This window comes from Micromonospora sp. CNZ297 (genome assembly GCF_007827625.1).
Genome location: NZ_VISU01000004.1, coordinates 98,683 through 122,370, shown reverse-complemented (window position 1 = coordinate 122,370; position 23,688 = coordinate 98,683). Strand labels below are relative to the sequence as shown.

19 protein-coding genes and 1 riboswitch are annotated in these 23,688 nt (G+C 74.1%); of the genes, 13 read left to right on the top strand and 6 right to left on the bottom strand.

Annotated features, from left to right (window positions below; all coding sequences use genetic code 11):
- The first annotated feature begins 97 nt into the window (after positions 1-97).
- The 4 genes from thyX to FB454_RS09405 all read left to right on the top strand — a co-directional run bounded on the left by thyX (position 98) and on the right by FB454_RS09405 (position 5,279).
- Entirely contained in the window at positions 98-835 is a 738-nt protein-coding gene (gene thyX, locus FB454_RS09420; RefSeq protein ID WP_145822893.1) for an FAD-dependent thymidylate synthase, read from the top strand.
- A gap of 52 nt (positions 836-887) precedes the next feature.
- The gene (gene dapA, locus FB454_RS09415; RefSeq protein WP_013284689.1) at positions 888-1,814 is read left to right on the top strand and encodes a 4-hydroxy-tetrahydrodipicolinate synthase; all 927 of its coding nucleotides are present in this window, start codon (positions 888-890) and stop codon (positions 1,812-1,814) included.
- A gap of 51 nt (positions 1,815-1,865) precedes the next feature.
- The gene (locus tag FB454_RS09410; RefSeq protein WP_013284690.1) at positions 1,866-3,554 is read left to right on the top strand and encodes a ribonuclease J; all 1,689 of its coding nucleotides are present in this window, start codon (positions 1,866-1,868) and stop codon (positions 3,552-3,554) included.
- A gap of 174 nt (positions 3,555-3,728) precedes the next feature.
- Complete coding sequence (locus tag FB454_RS09405) at positions 3,729-5,279, top strand: S1 family peptidase (RefSeq protein ID WP_013474451.1); 1,551 nt, start codon at positions 3,729-3,731, stop codon at positions 5,277-5,279.
- Between the two features lie 63 nt (positions 5,280-5,342).
- Here the strand turns inward: FB454_RS09405 and FB454_RS09400 are convergent, their stop codons facing one another.
- Together FB454_RS09400 and FB454_RS09395 are read right to left on the bottom strand one after the other, a co-directional pair.
- On the bottom strand, positions 5,343-6,992 hold the full coding sequence (locus tag FB454_RS09400; RefSeq protein WP_145822823.1) for a type III secretion system chaperone family protein: 1,650 nt from the start codon (positions 6,990-6,992) through the stop codon (positions 5,343-5,345).
- Entirely contained in the window at positions 6,989-7,468 is a 480-nt protein-coding gene (locus FB454_RS09395) for a type III secretion system chaperone family protein (protein WP_013284693.1), read from the bottom strand. Before FB454_RS09395 ends, FB454_RS09400 begins: the two co-directional genes overlap by 4 nt.
- A 113-nt stretch (positions 7,469-7,581) precedes the next feature.
- Between FB454_RS09395 and FB454_RS09390 the strand changes: the two genes are divergently transcribed.
- Positions 7,582-10,038: an FtsK/SpoIIIE family DNA translocase gene (locus FB454_RS09390; protein ID WP_145822822.1), complete on the top strand. Its 2,457-nt coding sequence runs from the start codon at positions 7,582-7,584 to the stop codon at positions 10,036-10,038.
- 60 nt (positions 10,039-10,098) lie between these two features.
- On the opposite strand, the gene FB454_RS09385 is transcribed toward FB454_RS09390, so the two are convergent.
- A complete protein-coding gene (locus tag FB454_RS09385) occupies positions 10,099-10,344 on the bottom strand; it encodes a hypothetical protein (protein ID WP_013284695.1) in 246 nt (81 codons plus the stop codon).
- Positions 10,345-10,431: 87 nt separating this feature from the next.
- The gene (locus FB454_RS09380; protein WP_013284696.1) at positions 10,432-10,746 is read right to left on the bottom strand and encodes a DMT family transporter; all 315 of its coding nucleotides are present in this window, start codon (positions 10,744-10,746) and stop codon (positions 10,432-10,434) included.
- A 59-nt stretch (positions 10,747-10,805) separates the two neighbouring features.
- Positions 10,806-10,871, bottom strand: a riboswitch (guanidine-III (ykkC-III) riboswitch).
- 96 nt (positions 10,872-10,967) lie between these two features.
- Between FB454_RS09380 and FB454_RS09375 the strand changes: the two genes are divergently transcribed.
- From FB454_RS09375 to pspM, 7 genes are all read left to right on the top strand, one after another.
- Complete coding sequence (locus FB454_RS09375) at positions 10,968-11,891, top strand: ornithine cyclodeaminase family protein (RefSeq protein WP_176921768.1); 924 nt, start codon at positions 10,968-10,970, stop codon at positions 11,889-11,891.
- A gap of 50 nt (positions 11,892-11,941) precedes the next feature.
- The gene (gene rimO / locus FB454_RS09370; protein WP_013474455.1) at positions 11,942-13,444 is read left to right on the top strand and encodes a 30S ribosomal protein S12 methylthiotransferase RimO; all 1,503 of its coding nucleotides are present in this window, start codon (positions 11,942-11,944) and stop codon (positions 13,442-13,444) included.
- A 47-nt stretch (positions 13,445-13,491) separates the two neighbouring features.
- Positions 13,492-14,073, top strand: a complete 582-nt coding sequence (gene pgsA, locus FB454_RS09365) for a CDP-diacylglycerol--glycerol-3-phosphate 3-phosphatidyltransferase (protein ID WP_030269816.1) — start codon at positions 13,492-13,494, stop codon at positions 14,071-14,073.
- Between the two features lie 113 nt (positions 14,074-14,186).
- A complete protein-coding gene (locus FB454_RS09360) occupies positions 14,187-14,732 on the top strand; it encodes a CinA family protein (RefSeq protein ID WP_145822821.1) in 546 nt (181 codons plus the stop codon).
- Between the two features lie 210 nt (positions 14,733-14,942).
- Positions 14,943-15,392: a helix-turn-helix domain-containing protein gene (locus FB454_RS09355; protein WP_013284701.1), complete on the top strand. Its 450-nt coding sequence runs from the start codon at positions 14,943-14,945 to the stop codon at positions 15,390-15,392.
- Positions 15,393-15,519: 127 nt separating this feature from the next.
- Positions 15,520-16,371, top strand: coding sequence for a PspA/IM30 family protein (locus tag FB454_RS09350; RefSeq protein ID WP_013284702.1), 852 nt, complete (start codon positions 15,520-15,522; stop codon positions 16,369-16,371).
- 16 nt (positions 16,372-16,387) lie between these two features.
- The gene (pspM, locus tag FB454_RS09345) at positions 16,388-17,149 is read left to right on the top strand and encodes a phage shock envelope stress response protein PspM (protein ID WP_013284703.1); all 762 of its coding nucleotides are present in this window, start codon (positions 16,388-16,390) and stop codon (positions 17,147-17,149) included.
- Positions 17,150-17,663: 514 nt separating this feature from the next.
- Here the strand turns inward: pspM and FB454_RS09340 are convergent.
- Both FB454_RS09340 and FB454_RS09335 read right to left on the bottom strand, forming a co-directional pair.
- Positions 17,664-21,317: a fibronectin type III domain-containing protein gene (locus FB454_RS09340; RefSeq protein ID WP_145822820.1), complete on the bottom strand. Its 3,654-nt coding sequence runs from the start codon at positions 21,315-21,317 to the stop codon at positions 17,664-17,666.
- Positions 21,318-21,447: 130 nt separating this feature from the next.
- Positions 21,448-22,269, bottom strand: a complete 822-nt coding sequence (locus FB454_RS09335) for a DNA-formamidopyrimidine glycosylase family protein (RefSeq protein WP_145822819.1) — start codon at positions 22,267-22,269, stop codon at positions 21,448-21,450.
- Positions 22,270-22,377: 108 nt separating this feature from the next.
- Here FB454_RS09335 and FB454_RS09330 point away from each other — a divergent pair, with 108 nt between their 5' ends.
- Positions 22,378-23,628 carry a hypothetical protein gene (locus FB454_RS09330; protein ID WP_114919707.1) on the top strand — a complete coding sequence of 417 codons (1,251 nt, stop codon included), beginning with the start codon at positions 22,378-22,380 and terminating at the stop codon, positions 23,626-23,628.
- The last annotated feature ends 60 nt before the right edge of the window (positions 23,629-23,688 follow it).

Here is a 23,688-nt window from a genome sequence, read left to right as displayed (position 1 = left end):
CTCAGGCCGAGACACCTGGGCGGAGCGCCCGCTGGCCGGCCGCGTGCCCGATTTCCACGCCGGGCGCGGGCCAACTACAGTCGCAGGAATGCCGGAGATGGTTCAGCCCCAGGTCAAGTTGATCGCGTGGACCCAGTTCCAGGCGCCCGAAGAGGTGCCCTGGTCCACCGACGCCGACGGTGGGCAGGCGCTCGCCGAGTTCGCCGGCCGGGCCTGCTACCAGAGCTGGAGGAAGCCGAACCCGGCCACCGCCACCAACGCCGGTTACCTGGCGCACATCCTGGAGGTCGGCCACCTGAGCGTGCTGGAGCACGGCTCGGTGAGCTTCTACTTCAGCGGCGTCTCCCGCTCGTTCACCCACGAGCTGATCCGGCACCGGCACTTCTCCTACTCCCAGCTCTCCCAGCGCTACGTGCCCGAGCGGGACGCGGCGATGGTCGAGCCGTCGGTGATCGCCGACGACCCGGAGCTGCACAAGAAGTTCGTCGAGGCCACCGACGCGGCGGTGCGGGCGTACACCGAGTTGCTGGAAGGGCTGGAGGCCCGCTTCACCGACGAGCCCAACCCGACGCTGCGCCGCAAGCAGGCCCGCCAGGCGGCCCGGGCGGTGCTGCCGAACGCCACCGAGACCCGGATCGTGGTGACCGGCAACTACCGGGCCTGGCGGCACTTCGTGAAGATGCGCGCCACCGAGCACGCCGACGTGGAGATCCGCGAGCTGGCGGTGGAGTGCCTGCGCCAGCTCAAGGGTGTCGCGCCGAACGTCTTCGCCGACTTCGTGATCTCCACCCTGCCCGACGGCTCCGAGGTGGCTGCGTCGCCGCACGCGGAGTGACTCGTCGCCCTTCGCCGCCGGGCCACCGGCGGCCGTCCGCTAGGTTGTGAGCATGACGCACGACCACTCCGCCGCCCCGAGCCGGGGCGCGTCGCGCCCGTTCGGGCGAGTGATGACGGCCATGGTGACCCCGTTCACGCCGGACGGCGGCCTGGATCTCGACGGCGCCGCCCGGCTGGCCGAATATCTCGTCGACGAGCAGGGCAACGACGCGCTGGTGCTCAACGGCACCACCGGCGAGTCCCCGACCACCACGGAGGCGGAGAAGGAGTCGCTGATCCGCACCGTGGTCGAGGCGGTCGGCGACCGGGCCCGCATCGTCGCCGGTGTGGGCACCAACGACACCCGGCACACAGTCGAGCTGGCCACGCAGGCCGAGAAGGCCGGTGCGCACGGCCTGCTGGTGGTCACGCCGTACTACAACAAGCCGCCGCAGGCCGGGCTGCTGCGACACTTCACCACAGTCGCGGACGCCACCGGCCTGCCGGTCATGCTCTACGACATCCCGCACCGCGCGGGCGTGGCGATCGCCACCGAGACGCTCGTCAAGCTGGCCGAGCACGGCCGGATCGTCGCGGTGAAGGACGCCAAGGGCGACCTGTTCGCCACGTCGGAGGTGCTCAGCCGCACCGACCTGGCCTACTACAGCGGCGAGGACGCGCTCACCCTGCCGATGCTGTCGATCGGCGCGGTCGGCGTGGTCGGCACCTCCACCCACTTCACCGGCGCGCTGACCAAGCAGATGATCGAGGCGTTCGAGGCGGGCGACAACGCCGGTGCGCTCGCCCTGCACCGGCGGTTGCTGCCGCTCTACACCGGCATCTTCCGCACCCAGGGCACGATCCTGGTCAAGGCCGGCCTGGGGGCGCAGGGTCGCCCGGCCGGCCCGGTGCGGCCGCCGCTCGTCGACGCCACCGGTGACGAACTGGCCCAGCTGCGCGCCGACTGCGCCGCGGCGGGCCTGCCCCTGCCCGAATGAATCAACGACACGACGGACGCCGCGCGACGGCGTCGCAGAATGAGGTGACGCGTGACCGAGGCGCACATCGAGGGTGAACTGCCCCCGCCGCTGCCCGAGGGCGGCCTGCGGATCATCCCGCTCGGCGGACTCGGCGCCATCGGCCGGAACATGACCGTCTTCGAGTACGACGGCAAGCTGCTGATCGTCGACTGCGGGGTGCTGTTCCCCGACGTCGAGCAGCCGGGCGTGGACCTGATCCTGCCCGACTTCGGCCCGATCCTGGACCGGCTGGCCGACGTGCAGGCGATCGTGCTCACGCACGGCCACGAGGACCACATCGGCGCGGTGCCGTACCTGCTCGCGCACAAGCCGGACATCCCGCTGGTGGGCTCGCAGTTCACGCTCGCGCTCGTCGAGGCGAAGCTGGCCGAGCGGCGGATCCAGCCGTACACGCTGACCGTGCGGGAGGGCGGCCGGGAACGGCTGGGCCCGTTCGAGTGCGAGTTCTTCGCGGTGAACCACTCGATCCCGGACGCGCTGGCGGTGGCCATCCGTACGCCGGCCGGCCTGGTGCTGCACACCGGCGACTTCAAGATGGACCAGCTTCCGCTCGACGGGCGGATCACCGACCTGGCCGGGTTCGCCCGGCTCGGCGCCGAGGGCGTCGACCTGCTGCTGTCCGACTCGACGAACGCGGAGATCCCCGGGTTCGTCACGCCGGAGCGGGAGATCGGCCCGGTCCTCGACTCGATCTTCGCGAAGGCCAAGGGGCGGATCATCGTCGCCTCGTTCGCCTCGCACGTGCACCGGGTGCAGCAGGTCTTCGACTCGGCCGTCGAGCACGGCCGCAAGGTGGCGCTGATCGGCCGGTCCATGGTCCGCAACATGGGCATCGCCCGCGACCTGGGCCTGCTCAACATCCCGCCCGGCCTGGTGGTCGGGATCGAGGAGGCCACGAACCTGCCGCCCGAGCAGATCGTGCTGATGTCCACCGGTTCGCAGGGCGAGCCGATGAGCGCGCTGGGCCGGATGGCCAGCGGCGACCACCGGCACATCACCATCGCCCCTGGCGACACGGTGGTGCTGGCGTCCTCGCTGGTGCCCGGCAACGAGACCTCGGTCTACCGGGTGATCAACCGGCTCGCCCGGGCCGGCGCCGTGGTGGTGCACAAGGACGTCGCGAAGGTGCACGTCTCCGGCCACGCCCCGGCCGGTGAGCTGCTCTACCTGCTCAACGTGGTACGCCCGAGCAACCTGATGCCGGTGCACGGCGAGTGGCGGCACCTGCGGGCGCACGCCCGGCTCGGCATCGAGTCCGGCGTCGCGCCGGACCGGGTCGTGCTCTGCGAGGACGGCGACGTGGTCGACCTGGTCGAGGGCCGCGCCAGCCTGGTCGGGCGGGTCAAGAGCCGGTACGTCTACGTCGACGGTCTCGCCGTCGGCGACGTCAGCGAGTCGCTGCTCACCGAACGCCGGATCCTGGGCGACGGCGGGTTCATCGCCGCGACAGTCGTGGTCGACTCGGTCACCGGCAAGGTGGTCGCCGGCCCGACCGTCTCGGCGAAGGGCTTCTCCGAGGACCCGGAGGCGTTCAACGCGGTGGTCCCGCTGGTCACCGAGGCGCTGAACCGGGCCGCCGCGGACGGCATCACCGACCCGCACCAGCTCCAGCAGATCGTCCGCCGCACGGTGGGCCGCTGGGTCAACGACGCGTACCGCCGTCGGCCCATGATCGTCCCGACCGTCGTCGAGGTCTGACCCGACCGCGCCGCGCGCCGGTCCACCGTCCGCGGTGGGCCGGCGCCGTCGCTTTCCGGGTACGCCCCGACACGCGGTGTCGAAACGTGGTGACCGCACTCATCCGATCGGCGTCCGTCTCCGTACCTCCCGATGGCCGGCGTGCCCCTGCGCCGGTCGGGAGGAGCGTGGCGGATGGACCGCAGACGGATGACAGCCATCGGCGTACTGGTGGCGGCGGCCGGGTTGACGGCGGCGGTGACCGTACCGTCGTTCGCCGGTGAGGAACCCCGGCGGGCCGCGCCGGCGGCCGACGGCGTCGCCCCGGAGGTCCTGGACGCGATGGGCCGCGACCTCGCGCTGACCCGCGACCAGGCGGTGAAGCGGCTGCGGACCGAGCGGTGGGCGGCCGGCACCGTCACCCGGCTGCGCGGCGAACTCGGCGCCGGATACGGCGGAAGCTGGCTCAGCGCGGACGGCGCCACGCTCACCGTGGCGGTGGCCGACCCGGCCGGCGAGGCGCGGGTACGGGCCGCGGGCGCGGTCCCGAAGCGGGTGGCCCGCGGCGTCGCCGAGCTGGACGCGGTGAAGAGCCGGCTGGACGCGGCGGGCGCCGACGCCAGCCCGGACGTCGCGGGCTGGTACGTCGACGTGGCAGACAACGCGGTGGTCGTGATCGCCCGGCCGGGCGCGGAGGCCGACGGCCGACGGCTCGCCGCCGCCGCCGGGTCGAAGGCCGCGATGGTCCGGGTGCGGACCGCCGACGAGGCCCCGCGCCCGCTGTTCGACGTGCGGGGCGGCGACGCCTACCTGATCAACAACGCGGGCCGCTGCTCGGTCGGCTTCTCAGTGGTCGGCGGGTTCGTCACCGCCGGGCACTGCGGCCGGCCGGGGGACCGCACCACCGGATCCAACCGGGTCGCCCAGGGCACGTTCGCCGCGTCCTCGTTCCCCGGTGACGACTGGGCGTTCGTGCGGGTGAACGCCGACTGGACGCCGCAGGGCGTGGTGACCGACTTCAACGACGGCGGCACGGTGGCGGTGAACGGCTCCACCGAGGCGCCGGTGGGCGCGTCGATCTGCCGGTCCGGCTCCACCACCGGCACCCGCTGCGGCCTGATCCAGGCGAAGAACGCCACAGTCAACTACCCGGAGGGCACCGTCACCGGGCTGACCCGGACGAACGTCTGCGCCGAGCCGGGTGACTCCGGTGGCGCGTGGCTCTCCGGCGACCAGGCGCAGGGCGTCACGTCCGGCGGATCCGGCGACTGCACCCGGGGCGGCACCACGTTCTTCCAGCCGGTCAACGAGATCCTCCAGCGCAACAACCTGACGCTCGTCACCGCAGGCGACCAGCCCGCGCCCACGCAGCCGCCTGCGGGCGGCGGCGAGACCACCCCGCCGGTGACCGCCGAGCCCACCCCGCCGGCGGACGACACCGAGTGCTCCGGCCAGGTGAGCCGGACCGGCCGGATCGCCGCCGGACGGACCCAGGTCCAGCCGGACGGGCGCTTCTACCGGGTGCCCGACGGCACCCAGGAGGCGTGCCTGTCCGCGCCGGACGGCGCCCGGGTGGTGCTGGAGCTGCAACGCTTCACCGGCGGCGCGTTCCGCACCGTGGCCCGCGCGGCCACCGCCGACGGCACGGCCCGCCTGACCGCCGAGACCCAGGCCGGTGCGTACCGGTACCGCGTCGTCGGGTTGTCCGGCTCCGGCGAGTACACGCTGGCGTTCTCCGCCCGCTGACCGCCGCACCCAGACCGCGGCCCCCGATCACCACCGCCCGGTGATCGGGGGCCGCGCCGCGTGTCAGGGCAGCGCGGCGACCGCTTCGGCGTACGCGGTGCCGGTGCGGACCGCGGCGGCCACCAGCATTGCGAGCTGCGCCGGGGCCACCCCGCAGGACAGGTCGGTGGAGATGCCCGCGGCCAGCACCAGCGTCCCGTCGCCGGGCTCGTGCACGTACGCGGCGGGCAGCAGCCGGTCGTGGTTCCAGGCGTTGCAGAACGCGTACGCCTCGGCGCGCCGACCGGCCGGCAGCCGCCGCTCCGCCACCACCCGGGCGTGCAGCACGTCGCCGTCTCGGCCGAGCAGGCGGAACTGGATCGTGGCCTCGCCCCACCGTCCGGCGAGCGTGCCGTCCGGCTCAGGCGTGTACGGCTCGCCCCGGGCGTCGAGCGCGGCGGCGAGCAGCGCCGCGTCCAGCGGGGCCGGTTCCTCCGGCCCGGGCAGCAGGGGTTCGGCCGGATCATCGGCGTCCGGCTCCTCGTCGAACTCGCTCTCGGCAGCCAGCGACACCGGCGCGGCAAGTGGCCGTTCGGCCAGCCAGGAGGCGATCCGGCCGGACTGGTGCCCGGTGCCGTTGCGGGCGTCGAAGCTGCCGGCGAGCGCCGTCGCCAGCCCCTGCAACTGCGTACCGAGCGTCGCCACGTCCACCTCGGCCGCGGGCCGGGAGCCGTGCCCGGGGCGGTGGATGCGCCGCCCGCCCAGCCCGGACTCGGCGGCCAGTCCGCACAGCAGCGCGCCCGCCGCCGCGAACTCCATCGCGGCCAGGTCGTCGGCCGGGCGGTCCAGCTCGGGCAGCTGCTCGGTGAGGATCTCCAGCCCACGATGCAGGTAGCCGCCCAGCGCGCAGAAGCGCAGATGTGCGGCGAGCAGCGGGAACGCCGTCTTCTCGCTGCGGTGCCGGCGGTACGCGCGCACGTGCGCCCGGGCCGCCCGCGTCACCGCGCCGGTACGCAGCCACGGCAGCAGCCCCACGGCGAGCGCCCGTTCCGGCTGGTCGGTGCAGGCCATCGCGCCGGCGGCTGCTGCCTGCCGCTCGCCGCGCCGGGTCGGTACCGACTGCGGCTCGACCCAGCCGGCCAGCGCCGGGGCCAGCGCCGCCAGAGCCGCCTCCGGCTCGCCCCAGCCGGCCAGCAGGTCGGCCCGCCGCGCCGGGGCGCACCCCGCACAGCCACCCACCGGGTCGTTCGCGTCCGCCGCCGACCAGCGCTCGTACGCCCGCCGGGCCGCCGGCTCGTCGCCGAGGTGGTCGGCGAGCCGGCAGCGCAGCTCCGCCACCGGCGCGGCGTCCTCGCCCAGTTCCCCGGCGAGCGCGTCCAACAGGGACCGGGCCTGGTCCAGACCCACCCGGGGCGTGCCGAACGACGCCTCCACCGCCTGCCGCTGATGCCGGCGCAACCGGGTCAGCTCGTCCGGGCGGGCGTCCAGCAGCCCGGGTTGCCCGTCCAGCGTGGTCCGCATCCGCCGGACCGGCTCCACCGCCCGCCACCGCTCGCCCCGGTGCAGGTACGCCTCGACCAGCGCGAACCGTGCCGACAGGGCGGTACGCGGGTCGCCGGTGGCATCCGCCCGCGACGCGATCCGCTCCAGCTCGGCGCAGCGCTCCGCACCGTCGGGCCGGTCCCGGGCGTCGGCGAGCGCGGCGGCCAGCCCTCGGTCGCGTGCCGTGGTCACCGGAGCGTCCCGCCGGCCAGCTCGTCGACGGCGGCGGCGAGCTGGCACCCGGTGGTCACGCCACAGTCGACGAGCCGGTCGAGCTGGTGCGGCGTCACCCCGCGCTCCAGGTCGGTGGTGACCTCGCCGCACACCTGGGCCGACCCGTCGTCGGCGACGTGCACGTACGCCTTCGGCCAGAGCCGGTCGTGGTTCCACGTGTTGCAGAAGGCGTGCAGCTCGGGCACGCGCTCGATGCCGAAGTGGTCCGCGACGACTGTGCGTACCTGGAGCAGCTCACCGGCCACGCCCCGGCGGTGGAACCAGATCAGGTTCCGCTCCCAGCGGCCCACCAGCGCGCCGTCGGGTTCCTCGACCACCGCGTACCCCCGATGGCCGAGAACGGCGGCGATCAGCTCGCCGGTCAGCGGGCGCAGTTCCTGCGGGTGTCCGGCCAGCGGACCGTCCGGACCGTCCTCGATCTCCGGCGACGCCATCGGGCATCCCTTCTGAGGCGAATAACACAAACGACGGTCCGACCCGTGCTGCGACGCGCGGACACGACCCGGAAAAGCGGCGATCCACCGGGTGCCGCCGTTACCGTGACTCTATGGCGGGCCGTACCTCTCAGGCGAGCCGGCGGCGCGGCGCGTCGCCGCGTGGCACCACGAACAACCGCGCCCGGCAACCGGCGAAGAAGGCGGCGGCGCGGAAACCGGCGCGTCGGCGCCCGGCTCCCGGGCCGAGCCCGGCCGCGTTCGTCGGCCGGGCGGTCGGTGCCGTCTGGATGGGACTTGCGCACACGGTCGGCTGGACGTTCCGGGCGGCCGGGCGGCAGGCCGCGTCCACCCGGGAGCTGGATCCGGAGCACCGCCGCGACGGCGCCGGGCTGCTGCTGTTCGGCCTGGCCATCCTCAGCGCGGTGGGCATCTGGGGCGGCGGCGCCGGGCCGGTGGGCCGGCACCTGGCCGACACCGTACGGCTGTTCATCGGCGCCATCTCGATAATCCTTCCGGTGCTGTTCATCGTCGGCGCGTGGCGGCTGATGCGGACCCCCGCCGACCCCGAGCACCGCGGTCGCGGCCTGGTCGGCTGGGGCTCGATGATGCTGGCGACCGCCGCGATGCTGCACATCGGGCAGAACCCGGTCGACGAGGTCCAGCGCGACTTCGCCGGCGGTCTGATCGGCGCGGGCGTGGGCGACCTGCTGAAGTCGGCGGTGACCGCCTGGGTGGCCATGCCGCTGCTGCTCCTGCTGCTGGTGTTCGGCCTGCTCGTGGTCACCGCGACGCCGATCAACAAGATCCCGGAGCGGCTCGGCCTGCGCGCCGACCCGGCCGGGGCGGACGCCGACGAGGAGTCCGCCGAGGACGAGGCACCGGCGAAGCCCGCCCGCAAGCGGCCCGCGAAGCGGATGCCGCCGCCGCTGGAGCCGCTGGACCCGGACGACGAGTTGGCAGGCGTCGACCTCCAGGAGACGCTGGTGCTGCCGCGCAAGCCGCCGAAGGTGCCGGCGAACCGCAAGCCGGTCGAGCCGCCGGAGCACTCGCCGCTGCCCACCCGGGCCGAGCAGCTCGCGCTGACCGGGCTTGCCGGCGACTACACGCTGCCGCCGGCGAACCTGCTCGGCAGCGGCGCCAAGCCGAAGAGCCGCAGCAAGGCCAACGACGAGGTGATCGCGGCGCTCACAGGCGTCTTCGAGCAGTTCGACGTGGACGCCGCCGTCACCGGCTTCACCCGCGGCCCGACAGTCACCCGGTACGAGGTGGAGCTGGGCCCGGGCGTCAAGGTCGAGCGGATCACCCAGCTGTCCCGCAACATCGCGTACGCGGTGAAGTCGCCGGACGTGCGCATCCTCAGCCCGATCCCGGGCAAGAGCGCGGTCGGTGTGGAGATCCCGAACACCGACCCGGAGAACGTGTCGCTCGGCGACGTGCTGCGCTCCCGCGAGGCGACGAGCGACCACCACCCGATGGTGGTGGCGCTCGGCAAGGACATCGAGGGCGGCTACGTGGTGGCCAACCTCGCGAAGATGCCTCACATTCTCATTGCGGGAGCCACCGGCGCGGGCAAGTCGTCCTGCCTCAACTCGCTGCTGGTCTCCGTCCTGACCCGGGCCACGCCGGACGAGGTGCGGCTGCTGCTGATCGACCCGAAGCGGGTCGAGATGACCGGCTACGAGGGCATCCCGCACCTGGTCACGCCGATCGTGACCAACCCGAAGAAGGCGGCCGACTCGCTGGAGTGGGTCGTCCGCGAGATGGACATGCGCTACGACGACCTCGCCGCCAACGGGGTCCGGCACATCGACGACTTCAACCGCAAGGTGCGCAACGGCGAGATCAAGGCGCCGCCGGGCAGCGAGCGGGAGATGCGGCCGTACCCGTACCTGCTGGTGATCGTGGACGAGCTGGCCGACCTGATGATGGTCGCGCCGCGCGACGTGGAGGACTCCATCGTCCGGATCACCCAGCTCGCCCGGGCCGCCGGCATCCACCTGGTCCTCGCGACCCAGCGGCCCTCGGTCGACGTGGTCACCGGCCTGATCAAGGCGAACGTGCCGTCCCGGCTCGCGTTCGCCACCTCCTCGCTCGCCGACTCCCGGGTCATCCTGGACCAGCCGGGCGCGGAGAAGCTGCTCGGCCGCGGCGACGGCCTGTTCCTGCCGATGGGCGCGTCGAAGCCGCAGCGCATCCAGGGCGCCTGGGTCACCGAGCGCGAGATCGCCGACGTGGTGAAGTTCTGCAAGGACCAGCGCGAGCCGGAGTTCCGCCCGGACGTGCTTGCCCCGGCGCAGGACAGCAAGAAGAAGATCGACGAGGACATCGGCGACGACCTCGACCTGCTCGTGCAGGCCGTCGAGCTGGTGGTCACCTCGCAGTTCGGGTCGACCTCGATGCTCCAGCGCAAGCTGCGGGTCGGTTTCGCCAAGGCGGGCCGGCTGATGGACCTGATGGAGACCCGGGGCGTGGTCGGCCCGTCCGAGGGCTCCAAGGCGCGCGACGTGCTGGTCAAGCCGGACGAGCTGGAGGAGGTCCTGGCCGGCCTGCGTGGCGGCGAGGACTGACCCGTACACGCGAACGGGCCCGCCGGTCGTCCCGGCGGGCCCGTTCGCGGTTCGGCGGTCTCAGTTGGTGAGGACCACGTAGCTGATGATCATGCCGATCACGGCGCCGGCGACGCTCGCGGCGGCGGCGTACCAGCCGAGCGGCTTGTCGCCGAGCACCGCGCCGACGATGCCGAGCACGAGGCCGACCAGGCCGAACAGCGGCGGCAGGATGAAGATCGCGATGGCCGCGAAGACGAACGCGATGATCGTGCAGATCCGGGCGGCGCTGCTGCGCGGACGGGCGGTGGCGTGGATGTCGGCCATGGTTTCCTCCGTGGGTGATCTCGCTACGTGTCGACGGGAGATCGGGTACCCCGGGCGCCGTACCGTCCAAACCGGAGGCGGCATCGATCAGGCGAACAGCTTCAGTCCGATCACACCGGCCACCACCAGCAGCAGGCAGGCCACGCGCGGCAGGTTGACCGGTTCGCCGAGCGCGAGCATGCCGACCAGCGCGGTACCCACGGCGCCGATGCCGACCCACACCGCGTAGCCGGTGCCGACCGGGATGTCGCGCAGCGCGTACGCCAGGCCGGCCATGCTGCCGACCAGGGTGACGGCGAAGACGGCGGAGGGGAGGGGACGGGTGAAGCCGGCGCTGCGGTCCAGCGCGATCGCCCACGCGGTCTCCAGGAGTCCGGAGATCACCAGCACGATCCAGGCCATGGGACATCACCTCTGACGGGCGGGCCCGGCGCGGAGCGGGCCGGGCGACGGTTAGGTCACGCGGGGCGTCTTGGCCTGACCGGGTACGCCCACCACTCGTCCGGGACGGCCCGCGGGCCGTCGTGGCCGACGGTAGCACCGGGCGGGCCGGACCGGCGGCGGGGTGAGAAAGCCCACCATGAGTGGAGTTGACGTCAACTTCAGGTTGCACGATGGAACGCATGACCGTGCTCTTCTCCGACGACGACGTCGCGGCCGCCGTGGACGCCCCGCTCACCGTCGCGGCCATGCGCGACGCGCTGCTGGCCGCGCACGCCGGGCGGCTCATCGCCCCGCCCCGGGCGTCCGCGCCGTTGGGCGGGGGCCGGATGGTGCTCACCGCCGGTCACCTCACCGGGCAGTGGTACGGCTTCCGCTCGTACGACACGTTCGGCCACCCGGAGAGCGGTCAGCTCGTCGTGCTGCACGACGCGACCACCGGCGCGGTACGCGCCATCGCCGTCGGCGAGGAACTCGGCTCCCGGCGTACCGGAGGACTCGGTGGCGTGGCGGTGGACGCCCTGGCCCGCGCGGACGCCGCCACGGTCGGCGTGGTGGGGTCCGGCCGGCAGGCGTGGACCCAGGTCTGGGCCGCGGCGGCGGTCCGGCCGCTGCGCGAGGTGACGGTGTTCAGCCGCTCGGCGGCCCGGCGGGACGCGTTCGCCGCGCGGGTCCGCGCCGAGCTGGGCGTGCCGGCCCGCGCCGTCGGCTCGGCCGCCGCCGCGGTACGCGACCGCGACGTCGTGGTGCTCGCCACCACCAGCACCGTCCCGGTGCTCGACGCCGCCGACCTGGCCCCCGGCACCCACGTCAACACCGTCGGCTTCAAGCAGGTCGACAGGCACGAGTTCGGCCCCGACCTGCTCGACGCCGCCGACCTGCTGGTCACCGACTCACCCGGGCAGGCCGCCGCGTACGTCCCGCCGATGCTCGCCGCCGTCGAGCCGTACGCCGGGCGGCTGCGCGACCTGGGCGCGGTGCTGGCCGGCGCGGCTCCCGGCCGGACCACCGCGGACCAGATCTCGGTCTTCTGCTCCACCGGCCTGGCCGGCACGGAGGTGTTCCTCCTCGATCGGCTGGCCCGGGTGGCCGTGTCCGCGCGCTGACCCTGGCCGGACGGGTGCGCGGCGCACCGGAACCGGCCCGGTACCCTCGGATGGTGTCTGCCTCCTCCTCCACCCCGCGATCCGACGGGCGCCGCGTCGCCCTGCTGACCCTCGGCTGCGCCCGCAACGAGGTCGACTCGGAGGAGCTGGCCGCCCGGCTGCACGCCGACGGATGGCAGGTCACCACCGACGGCGAGGGCGCCGACGTGGTGGTGGTGAACACGTGCGGGTTCGTCGAGAAGGCCAAGCAGGACTCGATCCAGACGCTGCTGGCCGCCGCCGACACCGGCGCGAAGGTCGTCGCCGCCGGGTGCATGGCCGAGCGGTACGGCCGTGAGCTGGCCGACAGTCTCCCCGAGGCGCAGGCCGTGCTCAGCTTCGACGACTACCCGGACATCGCCGCCCGCCTCGACTCGGTGCTCGCCGGCGAGGCGATCGGCGCCCACACCCCCCGCGACCGGCGGGAACTGCTGCCGCTGACCCCGGTGAAGCGCCGCGACGCGGCGGTGTCGCTACCAGGGCACGGCACCCCGGCCCGGGTCGCACCGGAGACCGACGCGCACACCCCGGCCCACCTGCGGCAGGTGCTGCGGCACCGGCTCGACACCGGCCCGGTGGCCTCGCTGAAGCTCGCCAGCGGCTGCGACCGGCGGTGCGCGTTCTGCGCCATCCCTGCCTTCCGCGGCGCTTTCGTCTCGCGTACCCCGGACGAGCTGCTCGCCGAGGCCGAGTGGCTGGCCAAGACCGGCGTCCGCGAGCTGGTGCTGGTCAGCGAGAACTCCACCTCGTACGGCAAGGACCTGGGCGACCCCCGCGCGCTGGAGAAGCTGCTGCCGCAGCTCGCCGCGATCGACGGGATCGTGCGGGTCCGCGCCAGCTACCTCCAGCCGGCCGAGACCCGGCCCGGCCTGGTCGAGGTGATCGCCACCACGCCGGGCGTGGCCGCGTACTTCGACCTGTCGTTCCAGCACTCCAGTGAGCCGGTGCTGCGCCGGATGCGGCGCTTCGGCTCGACCGACCGGTTCCTGGAACTGCTCGCCTCCGCCCGCGCGCTGGCGCCGGACGCGGGCGCGCGCAGCAACTTCATCGTCGGCTTCCCCGGCGAGACGAAGCAGGACGTGGCCGAGCTGGTCCGGTTCCTGACCGAGGCGCGGCTGGACGCGATCGGCATGTTCGACTACAGCGACGAGGACGGCACCGAGGCCGCCGGCCTGACCGGCAAGGTCTCCGCCGCCACGATCAAGCGGCGGTACGACAAGCTCAGCGCGCTGGCCGACGAACTCTGCTCGCAGCGCGCCGAGGAGCGCCTCGGCGCGACGGTGGAGGTGCTCGTGGACTCGACCGCCGACGGCGTGGTGGAGGGGCGGGCCGCCCACCAGGCGCCCGAGGTCGACGGCTCGACCACACTCGTCGCGCCCGTCGGCGGCGGCGTCGATCTGGCCGCGCTGCGCCCCGGTGACCTGGTCCGGGCCACGGTGACGGCGACAGAGGGCGTGGACCTGGTCGCCGTACCGGATGAGATGATCTCGGCGGCGCCCGGCGCGGTACGGTGACGGCGGGCCCTGATGGAGTGGGGAAGCCACGTGGGGCGATGCGGGACATGACGGGAGCGGAGTCGACGGCGGCTGCCCCCGTACCGCTGCTCAACGCGGCGAACCTGCTCACCGGCGCGCGCCTGGTGCTGGTGCCGGTCTTCGTGGCCACCGTGATCGCCTCCGGCATGAGCAACGCGGGCTGGCGGACGGCCGCCTGCGTGATCTTCGTGGTGGCCTCCGCGACCGACCTGGTCGACGGCTGGATCGCCCGCCGGTACGAACTGGTCACCTCACTCGGCAAGGTGGCCGACCCGATCGCCGACAAGGCGCTCACCGGCGCCGCCCTGGTGCTGCTCTCCTTCTACGACCGGCTGCCCTGGTGGGTGACCGTGGTGATCCTGGTCCGCGAGCTGGGCATCACCGGGCTGCGCTTCTGGGTGATCCGGCACGGGGTGATCGCCGCCAGCCGTGGTGGCAAGGTCAAGACCGCGCTGCAGATCCTGGCCATCACCTGGTATCTCTGGCCGATGCCGGAGGCGCTCGCCGCGATCGGACCGTGGATCATGGGGGCGGCCGTCGTGGTCACCGTGGTCACCGGGTTCGACTACATCGCCCAGGCGTTGCGACTGCGCCGCCCGGCCCGTTGAGCCGGTCGGCGGGTCAGTCGGTCCGGGCGGCGGGTCAGTCGGTCCGGGGCGAGGGTCCGTCGGCCCGGACGGCGGACGAGTAAGCCGGCGTGGGGCGGGAAATGGGGGCGGGCATGGACACCGACGCGAGTAACCAGCGGCCCGCCGGCAGCCCGGCGGCCGCCGTGGTGCACCGCCTGCACGAGTGCGGCGAGACGCTGGCCACCGTCGAGTCGCTGACCGGCGGCCTGCTCGCCGCCGCGATCGTGGAGATCGCCGGGGTCAGCTCGATCTACCGGGGCGGCATGGTGGTCTACGCCACCGAACTCAAGGCGACGCTCGCCGGCGTACCGGAGGACCTGCTGGCCGAGCGCGGCCCGGTCGACCCGGACGTGGCGGCGGCGCTGGCCGAGGGCGGACGGCAGCGGTGCGGCGCCGACTGGGGCCTGGCCACCACCGGTGTGGCCGGTCCGGAGCCGCAGGACGACAAGCCCGTCGGCCTGGTCTACGTGGCGGTCGCCGGACCGGACGGCACCGAGGTGCGCCGGCTCGACCTCAAGGGCGGCCGCGACCACATCCGCTCGGCTGCCGTGATCGAGGCGCTGCGGCTGCTCGCCGACTGCATCCAGCTCCCCGCGGACGCCGACGCCGCCGAGGCGGCGGGGGCGGGCCGCCGGTGAGCCCGCGCGGCGCCGACACGCCCGGCGGCGGGATCGCCGGACCTGTCGATCCGCCCGGATTTTCAGAGGCGGGGTGGGATGTCGTCGTGGCGACCAACGGGTACGGTTGCGGGAAGGCTCCGGCGGTCGCCGTCGGCGCCGGAGCGGTCCGCCGCGTCCGGCGCGACGTGTTCCGGCCGGAGATGGTGGTCCCGTTCAGGGGGAGGTGCGATGGTCCTGCTACGCCGGGTGATCGGTGACGCGCTGCGAGCACGCAGGCAAGGGCAGCACCGCACCCTCCGCGAGGTCTCCTCCGCCGCCAACGTCAGCCTCGGCTACCTCTCCGAGATCGAACGCGGCCAGAAGGAACCCTCCAGCGAGTTGCTGGCCGCGATCTGCGACGCGCTCGGCGCCCGCCTGTCCGAGCTGCTGCGCGAGGTGAGCGACACGGTCGCCCTGGCCGAGCAGATGCCCGGCGTGCTGGTGCCGGTGACCGACGAGCGGGTCGAGCCGGCTCCGGTGGGCCCGTCCGCCGTGCGCAAGGCCACCAACCGCGGTGTCCGGCAGGTCACCTCCGACGGCGGGGTCGCCGTCCAGGTCCGGCAGGACTCGCCGCTCAAGGCCACGCTGCGCAGCACCCGCGTACGCCCCGCCGAGCGGGATGTGGTCTGCGCCGCCTGACCCCGGCTGTCACGTCGTGGGCAGTGCTGGCGTTCGCGTCGTACTGTTGATCAGGAGCGTACGGGTGCCGGAGTGGCGTCCGGCTGGGACGATGTAGGCGCGACGCTACTGAGGGGACGAGGCGGAGATGGCGAACCCGTTCGTCAAGGGTTGGAAGTACCTGATGGCGCTCTTCGGCGCGAAGATCGACGAGCACGCCGATCCGAAGGTGCAGATCCAGCAGGCCGTCGAGGAGGCACAGCGCCAGCACCAGGCGCTGGTGCAGCAGGCGGCAGCGGTGATCGGCAACCAGCGCCAGCTGGAGATGAAGCTGTCCCGGCAGATGACCGAGGTGGAACAGCTCCAGGGCAACGCGCGGCAGGCGCTGGCGGTGGCCGACCAGGCGCGGGGCCGGGGCGACGAGGCCGAGGCCGGGCGCTACGAGCAGACCGCCCAGATGCTGGCCACCCAGCTGGTCTCCGCGGAGCAGGCGCTGGAAGACCTCAAGACGCTGCACGACCAGGCGCTCGGCGCGGCCGCACAGGCCCGCAAGGCGGTCGAGAACAACTCGATGATCCTCCAGCAGAAGCTGGCCGAGCGCACCAAGCTGCTCAGCCAGCTGGAGCAGGCCAAGATGCAGGAGAGCGTGGCCCGCTCGCTGGAGTCGATGTCGTCGCTCACCGCGCCCGCCAACACCCCCTCGCTGGACGAGGTCCGTGACCGGATCGAACGCCGCTACGCCACCGCGATGGGCCGGGCCGAGCTGGCCGGCAACTCGGTCGAGGGCCGGATGCTGGAGATCCAGAAGGCCACGCTCGACTCGGCCGGATCGGCGAGACTGGAGCAGATCCGGTCGAGCATGGCCGGCGAGCAGCTCGGCAGCCGGTCCGAGACCCCCGCCGTGGGGCAGCCGGCCGATCCGGCAGCCGCAGCCCGTCTCGACGAGATCCGGGCCAGCATGAGCCGGGAACGCGGCACCGGGGAGACCACGACCGGCTGACGGAGGGGCGGACACGATGGCGGACGAACGGGCCCGGCACTTCCGCAGGCTGCGCAGGCTACGCAACTCGGCGCGGCGGTGGAGCGTGCTGGCCGGAGGGCTCGGCGGCGCCGCCGCGGTGCTGACCCCGTACGCCGGACTCGGTCTGGCGGACGCGGCCTGGGCCGGCGCCGCGGGCAGCGCGATCGCGGTGGCCGCCTGGCGCTGGGTCGACCACCGGGCGCTGGCCGCCGTGCCGCCCCCGCCCGCCCTCGACCCGGCGGAGGCCGCCGCCCGCTCCCGCGCCCGGCTGGTCGCCGCCGTCGAGCGGCTGCCCGTCGGCCCGGGCGTCGTGGCCGAGGTACGCCGGGTCCGCTCCCGCCTCGCGCTGCGCGGCACCGCCGCGGCCGAGCCGTGGGCCCGGCTGGACCGGGCCGCGCTCACCCTGGCCGGGCTGGCCGGGCGCTTGACCGGACTGGCCGAGCCGGCGGTCCGGGAGGCGGCCGAGGCCGATCGTTCACTGCGTGAGCTGGCGACCCGGGTGGCGAGCGTGGAACGCGCGGCGAAGCTGACCCCGCAGAGCACGCTGAACGAGGTGCACGCCACGCTGGTGGCCCAGTTGGAGGACGGGGTGGCCGCGTACGAGCGGCTGGTGGTGGCCGCCGCCGGTTACGTGGCCGAGGACGCCCGTCCGAACACCGAGCACCCGGCCGCCGCGCGCCTGACCGAGGCCACCGACCTGCTGCACGGCGTAGCCTCCGCCCTGGCCGAACTCCGCACCCCTCTCCGCGCCCCCTGACAGTTCCCCTCCCCGCCCCGCCCCTCCCGCCCCGGTCTCCCCGTTGATCAAGGAGTTTGTGTCCTCCCCGCAGCCGGATCCCGACACAAACCCCTTGATCACCGTCCAAGCGCGGCGCCCGACCAGCGCGATCGATCATGAGGTTGACGGCAGTTTCGATCTCCATTTCGGCCGTCAACTTCATGATCGCCGGGCTCCGGCACTCCGGGGCGGCGTTCCGCCCGGCACCCTGCCCTCTCGCGCCCCGGGCTTGCCGGTCCTCCCGCCATCCGCGCCACCCACCCCACCCACCCCACCCACCCCACCCGCGCCGCTCACTCCGGTGATCAAGGAGTTTGTGTCCTGATGCGCGCCTGATCCGGACACAAACTCCTTGATCACGGGGGAGGGAGGGGGCGGTGGCGGGCCGACCCACGGGCTCGATCATGAAGTTGGCGGTGGTGTTGATCTCTGAAACTGCCGCTAAGTTCATGATCAACGGGGAGGGAAGGGGGCGCGGGGAGAGGGGGCGGGGTCAGGTGGGGGTTGTGGTTCGGGCTGGGGGGGTCCAGGGGGACGTGCCCACGACGTTTGTCGCTCGTACCCGGTAGTGGTAGGTCATGCCTCGGGCCAGGCCGGTGTTGGTGAAGCCTCGGCCGGTCACGTGGAACGTCGCCGGTTCACGGGTGAAGGCGGCGTCGGTGGCGCGCTGCACGACGAAACCGGCGCCCGGTCCGGCCGGCGTCGGCGCCGACCAGGTCACCGTCACGCTGGCGGTGTCCGGCCCGGACACGCTCGCGGTGACGCTCACGCCGGTGGGCGCGACCGGCCGGGCCGGCGTGGTCACGGTGGCCACAGTCGACCAGGGCGAGGCGGCGCCCAGGTACGTCGTGCGTACCCGGTAGTAGTACGTGGTGTCCGGCGCGACGGCCGGGTCCACGTGGGACTCGCCCACGGCGATGGCCGTGGTGCCCGGACCGCTGGTGAACGTCGGGTTCGTGGCCCGCTGCACGTCCACGCCTGTGGCGAAGGAGTGGTTGGCCCAGCGCAGCGCCACCCGCAGCGGCCCGGTCGGCGGCAGCACCGCTGTCACCCGGGTCGGCGCGGACAGGTGCACCGCCGCCGGTACGGCGTTGGACCAGGATGAGCAGCTCACCGCGTTCTCGGCACGGATCCGGTAGTGGTAGGTGACGCCGGGGGTGACTGTGGCGTCGGTGTACCGGGTGGCGGTGGCGGCCACCGTGATCTCGGTCAGTCCGGTGGTGAAGGTGCTGTCGGTGGCGCGTTGCAGCCGGTGGCTGGTGGGTACGGGCCGGCTGCCGTTGCCGGTCCAGGTCAGCGCGATGGCGGGGAGCGCGGTGGCGCTGCCGGGTGCCGGGGTGGCGGTGAGGCCGGTCGGCGCCTTGGGTGCCACGCGCACCACCAGCGGCCGGCTCATGCCCTGGTCGCGGAGTCCGGCCGAGCGGGTCTGCCAGCGGTACTCCCAGCCGAGGTTGACCAGCTGGTTGACCACGACCGCGGGGCGGCCGTCGACCGGGCTGACCGGACCGGCGTCCAGCCGTGCGCCGGCCGGGCGGGTCGGGTCGAGCAGCCGTACGCTGTCGCCGATCTTGAACGGCAGGGCTGGTGGGACGGGACGCAGCGCCACCACGACGTCCTCCCGGGGGTTGACCCGGACGGTGTCCTTCCAGCCCAGCTCGCCCGGGTCGGGCGCGCGGACCGTGCCGTCCCAGCCGACCCGGTTGACGAGCTGTACGTCGCAGCCCTCGATGTGCACCGGATGGGTGCGCGGGGCGTCCCCGACGATCCGCCAGAGCTGCGTGCCGTCGCCGGGCGCGCCGACCGCCACCGCCGGGTCGGTGGCGTGCAGGACCTCGGTGGCCGGGTCGGCCGGTCCCAGCGGTAGCGTGGCCGGGGCGAGTGGTCCGGCGACCGGGTGGCCGACGCCGAGGCGCCCCACGGCGCGGCCGTGCCGGGCCTCGAACACCTGCCCGACCGACTTCACGGCCAGCGGCAACGTGACCGGGGCGGTCGCGCCCGCCGGGGTGAACGTGACCGAGGTGGCCCGCGCGGCGACGAGCGTCGGGCGCGGGGTGGAGGTGCCGATCGCGGTGTCGTACGCGGGTTGCGGCACGATCGGCGGCGGCTGGCTGCGGGCGTACGCCCCGGGTAGCCGCTCGGCGAGCCGCCGGGTGTCGTACGGCTGCGCGGGGGTGCCGGTGACCCGGATCTGGAGCAGGGTACGGGTGTTCGGGCCGTACCCGGGGCGGGTCGGCGGCAGACCACCGGCGGCGGTCCGGTCGGGTGCCCCGGTGTGGTGGTCGTAGCGGGTGTCGAACCGGGGCAGCGGCGCGGGGCAGTCGTTGTAGAGGATGAGCGTGCTGCCGGGCGGCACAGTGGAGAAGTCCACCACCACGTCGGCCCGTTCGCCGGGGGCGAGCAGCAGCGCGTGCCCGTCCACGTTGAGCACCGTCGGGTCCTGCCTGTCGTACCGGTAGTCCACCGGCCGGTTGGTCAGCACCACGGGGGCGGGGAGCAGGCCGCCCTCGTTGCCGATCTGGATCATCTCGGGTCCGGCGGCGGCCGGGTCGGGCACGCCGCCGTCGCGCCCGTCCGCGGGCCAGTACGCGGGCCGTCCGGGGGCGCGTACCGCCTCGACCATCGGCACCTCACCGGCGTCCGGGTCGGCCGGGCTGCCGTCCTCGGCCCACATCGGCGCGTCGGAGGCGGCCCGGTAGAGCTGGAGGTTGAGCGCGCGGTCCGCGCAGGCGTTGAGGATCCGGAACCGGTACGCCCGCGGCGCGACCTCCAGGTACGGGTATGCGACGCCGTTGACGAGCGGAGTGTCGCCGTACGCGTCGGGGACCGCCGACGGGTGCGGCACGCCCGGTACCAGCGGCGGCTCGTCCGGGTCGGTGTCGGGGTCGTGGTGCGGGTTCGGCACCGGGGCGACCCACGGGCTGGCGCCGCCGTCCGGGTCGTGGGTCCACGGTCCGTAGTCCCAGCGCCCGGTCGGGTTGGTGCCGGTGAGCCGGTACGGGTTCTGCCGCGGCTGGTAGACGTGCGGGTGCCACAGGCTGCCCTTGGCGCCCCAGCGGTCCCGGTCCCAGGTGGGGTCCTGGGCGGCGAGCTGCGCGTCGTCGGGTACGAACGTCTTGTCCTCGATCACCAGCGGGAGTTGGTCGGCGGGCAGCACGCCGTCGTCGACGAGCCGTTCCTCGGCCGGGTCGGTGAGCAGGTAGAGCGCGATCTGCCCGGAGTAGACGGTGAGCCGGGACAGGCCGAGCGTGTTGTCGTGCAGCCACATGAGCCGGCCGCTCTGGCCGTTCGGGAAGTACAGCGTGGTGGCGCCCGCGCCGGGCGGCGGCATGTCCGGCACCGGCGTCACACCCACACCCGTCGGGTACGGGGTGATCTCGCCGGCCGGGGTCAACCACTGCCACGGGTTGCCGGCGCTGATCCACCCGGTCTGCGCGCCGGACAGGTGCGGTACGGCGCGGTTCTGCGGGTACGGGGCGGGACCGTCGAGCGGTCCGGCTCCCGCGCCGTCGACCGTCTCGTCCACGGGCAGGAACAGCTCCCCGGCCCGTCCGGTGGGGAGCTGGTTGATGAACTTGATCCGCACCGGGCGGCCCCGCCGGGCCACGATCATCGGGCCGAGGTGCCAGGGGCGGTCGGGTGGGCCGACAGTGTTGTGCCCGGAGGCGTCGGTGCCCAGGCTGAGCTGGCGGTAGCCGCGCAGCCGGGTGGCGGGCAGGTCGCGGTGCAGGCGCTGCGCGTACTCCTGGAGGCCGATCTCGTAGTAGTCGCAGCCCGGCCAGGTGATGGTGTCCGGGACGGCGACCGGCAGGCGGGCGCCGAGGCCGGCGGTGGCCGGCTGCCCGGGCAGCGGCAGCGGGTCGACGAACTTGCGGATGCCGGTGCCGGCTACCGGGCGGCCGTCCGGGTCGAGCGTGGGCAGCGGGCTGGCGGCGGTGTTCGGCACCGGGCCGAACAGGCGCGGGACGGCGGCCGGGTCCAGGCTCGCAGGCGCCGGACCTTGCTCGTCGTCGCCGTCCCGGGCGGCCGGAACGGCGGGCGCGACGGAACCGGCCGGCGTCGGGTCACCGGTGGGCGCGGTCTCCTCGGCGATGGCGACGACGGCGGCGCGGTCCGGGCGTCCGGGCCGGCTGCGGCGGAACAGCACCATGGCTCTCCCCGGGGTCGGGGCGCGCCGGCCGACACCCCGGCGTGGCGGGCGTACGCGCTGCTGACGATCCGTGAGCGGTCCACCGCAGCATGCGACGTCACAGGGGTGAGGCGGAAGTACCCAATCGTCCCTATCTCGGCCGATCTTGGGCGTTTCGTGGAAGTTCCACGCCGGGTTGGCAGGCCGGACACCAGTAGGTGACCCGTTCGCCCAGTTCCTCCTTGCGAATGGCCGTCCCGCAGCGGCGGCACGGCTGCGCCCGCCTGCCGTAGACGTAGCTGGTCCCGCCCCGGTGCAGCACTCCTGTGGTGCTCTGCGTCCAGCGGCCCCGGTTGGCCGCGAGCAGCCGCTGGGCCAGCGCGACGGTGCCCGGCAGATCCGGCACCGCGCCCACCGGCGTCCACGGCGACACGCCGCGCAGGAACAGCACCTCGCACTTGTAGAGGTTGCCCACCCCGGCCAGGTTGCGCTGGTCGAGCAGCGCCTCACCGATTGTGCGGTCCGGGTCGGCCGCGAGCCGGCGGACCGCCTCGTCGGCGTCCCAGTCCGGGCCGAGCAGGTCCGGGCCGAGGTGGCCGACGAGCGACTCCTCCTCGGCGGTCGGCACCAGCGCCAGCTCGTGCAGGTGGTAGCCGACGGCGACGGCGGCGGGGGAGCGCAGCACCACCCGGATCAGGTGCGCCGGCCGTCCGCTCCAGCGCTCACCCGGGGCGTACGCCCGCCAGGCGCCGTCCATCCGCAGGTGCGAGTGCAGCGTCCACGGCTCGGCGTCGGTGCGGGTGAGGCGCAGCAGCAGGTGTTTGCCCCGGCTGGCCGACTCGCGCACGGCCCAGCCGGTGAGGTCGGTGGTGGCGAGTTGCGGCACGCGGAAGTCGGACCCGGTGAGCCGGGCCCCGGCGAGCGCGCGTTGCAGGACGCGTGCGGTGTTCCAGACGGTGTCGCCTTCGGGCACCCGGCCATTGTCCCCCGGCCGAGCAGAATTCGCATGTGTCGCTATTTGTACTGAGGTTCCACTTGATCTGCGGAAACGCCACGATCAGGGGGTTCTGAGGAGATGCCCATGGCACATACACGACGTCGTACCGTCGTCGCCCTGACCGCCCTGCTCACCGTGGCCGCCGGACTGCCCGGCACGCCCGCGTCGGCCGCGCCCCCGCCCACCGCCGTACCGGCCCGCGCCGCCGCGCCCGGCCCCGAACGCTGGTCCGTCGACCTCGCCGTCGCCGGCGGCGACGACGTCAACGTCGCCTGGCGGTCCGGCCGCCTGCGGCTCGCCGACCCCCGGCCCAACGCCCGCACCCGCCCGGCCGCCGTCGGCGGACCGGTCGCCGAGGGCATCCTGCTGTCCGCGCCGCGCACCCTGGACCGGCCCGCGACCCGGGTACGCGCACAGTTCGCCGCCCGCACCGGCGACGGGGGTACGGCGGTGGCACAGGTACGCGGCTGGCGTGGCCGAGGCTGGACCGAGTGGCGCGACGCCACCGAGGCGGTGTTCGACGCACCGGTCAGCCGGGTGCAGGCGCGCGTCGTGATGACCACCAGCGGCAGCGCGTCGGAGGCCACCGTCACCGGCCTGACCCTGGCCGCCGACAAGGTCGCCACCACGGCGGTCCAGCCGGCCGCCGCGCTCAAGTACCGGGTGTACGCGACCCGGATCGGCCTGGTCGGCGGCATCACCGCCAACGGGCACACGGTGCGTACCCGGGACCACTTCGCGGCGCTGCCCACCCGGCGCGGCCTGTCCCCGCGCAACACCGGCGACTACACCGTCAAGGTCTGCACGACGAACGGCAGCCGCTGCGAGTACGCCCCGGTGTGGGACGTCGGCCCGTGGAACACCCGCGACGACTGGTGGAACCCGGCGTCGATCAGGGAGAACTGGAAGGACCTGCCGCGCGGGCTGCCCGAGGCGCAGGCGGCGTACCAGAACGGCTACAACGGCGGGCGCGACCAGTTCGGCCGTACCGTCCGCAACCCGGCCGGGCTGGACCTGGCCGACGGGACGTTCTGGGACGGGCTGCGGCTCACCGACAACGCGTGGGTGGACGTGACGCTGCTGTGGACCGGCGGCGGGGCGCGGGCGGTGGTCGGTTCCGGGCCGCTGAACCTGCGGGCCGGGGCGAGCACCTCCTACGCGAGCCGGGGCCTGGCCGCCACGTACGCCCACGTGCCGGTGCAGTGCTACGTGACCGGGCAGCGGATCGCCGGCACGTACCGCACGACGACGAGGTGGTACCGCCTGGTGGGCGGCAACTACGTCAGCCACGCGTACCTGTCCTCGATCTACGGCGGCACAGTCCCCCGCTGCTGACGCCCCCGTCCCCGTCCGTCCCCGCCCGTCCCCGCTCTCCTCCGCGATCTTGCAGTTTCG

Bases quoted from the DNA above. Each gene is read 5' to 3' on its own strand.
- FB454_RS09360 (WP_145822821.1), top strand. From the start codon at position 14,187: ATGGACACCGACGCGAGTAACCAGCGGCCCGCCGGCAGCCCGGCGGCC.
- pspM (WP_013284703.1), top strand. From the start codon at position 16,388: ATGGCGGACGAACGGGCCCGGCACTTCCGCAGGCTGCGCAGGCTACGC.
- dapA (WP_013284689.1), top strand. From the start codon at position 888: ATGACGCACGACCACTCCGCCGCCCCGAGCCGGGGCGCGTCGCGCCCG.
- FB454_RS09385 (WP_013284695.1), bottom strand. From the start codon at position 10,344: ATGGCCGACATCCACGCCACCGCCCGTCCGCGCAGCAGCGCCGCCCGG.
- pgsA (WP_030269816.1), top strand. From the start codon at position 13,492: ATGACGGGAGCGGAGTCGACGGCGGCTGCCCCCGTACCGCTGCTCAAC.
- FB454_RS09395 (WP_013284693.1), bottom strand. From the start codon at position 7,468: ATGGCGTCGCCGGAGATCGAGGACGGTCCGGACGGTCCGCTGGCCGGA.
- FB454_RS09340 (WP_145822820.1), bottom strand. From the start codon at position 21,317: ATGGTGCTGTTCCGCCGCAGCCGGCCCGGACGCCCGGACCGCGCCGCC.
- FB454_RS09375 (WP_176921768.1), top strand. From the start codon at position 10,968: ATGACCGTGCTCTTCTCCGACGACGACGTCGCGGCCGCCGTGGACGCC.
- FB454_RS09405 (WP_013474451.1), top strand. From the start codon at position 3,729: ATGGACCGCAGACGGATGACAGCCATCGGCGTACTGGTGGCGGCGGCC.
- FB454_RS09330 (WP_114919707.1), top strand. From the start codon at position 22,378: ATGGCACATACACGACGTCGTACCGTCGTCGCCCTGACCGCCCTGCTC.
- FB454_RS09390 (WP_145822822.1), top strand. From the start codon at position 7,582: ATGGCGGGCCGTACCTCTCAGGCGAGCCGGCGGCGCGGCGCGTCGCCG.
- rimO (WP_013474455.1), top strand. From the start codon at position 11,942: ATGGTGTCTGCCTCCTCCTCCACCCCGCGATCCGACGGGCGCCGCGTC.
- FB454_RS09355 (WP_013284701.1), top strand. From the start codon at position 14,943: ATGGTCCTGCTACGCCGGGTGATCGGTGACGCGCTGCGAGCACGCAGG.
- FB454_RS09350 (WP_013284702.1), top strand. From the start codon at position 15,520: ATGGCGAACCCGTTCGTCAAGGGTTGGAAGTACCTGATGGCGCTCTTC.
- FB454_RS09380 (WP_013284696.1), bottom strand. From the start codon at position 10,746: ATGGCCTGGATCGTGCTGGTGATCTCCGGACTCCTGGAGACCGCGTGG.
- thyX (WP_145822893.1), top strand. From the start codon at position 98: ATGGTTCAGCCCCAGGTCAAGTTGATCGCGTGGACCCAGTTCCAGGCG.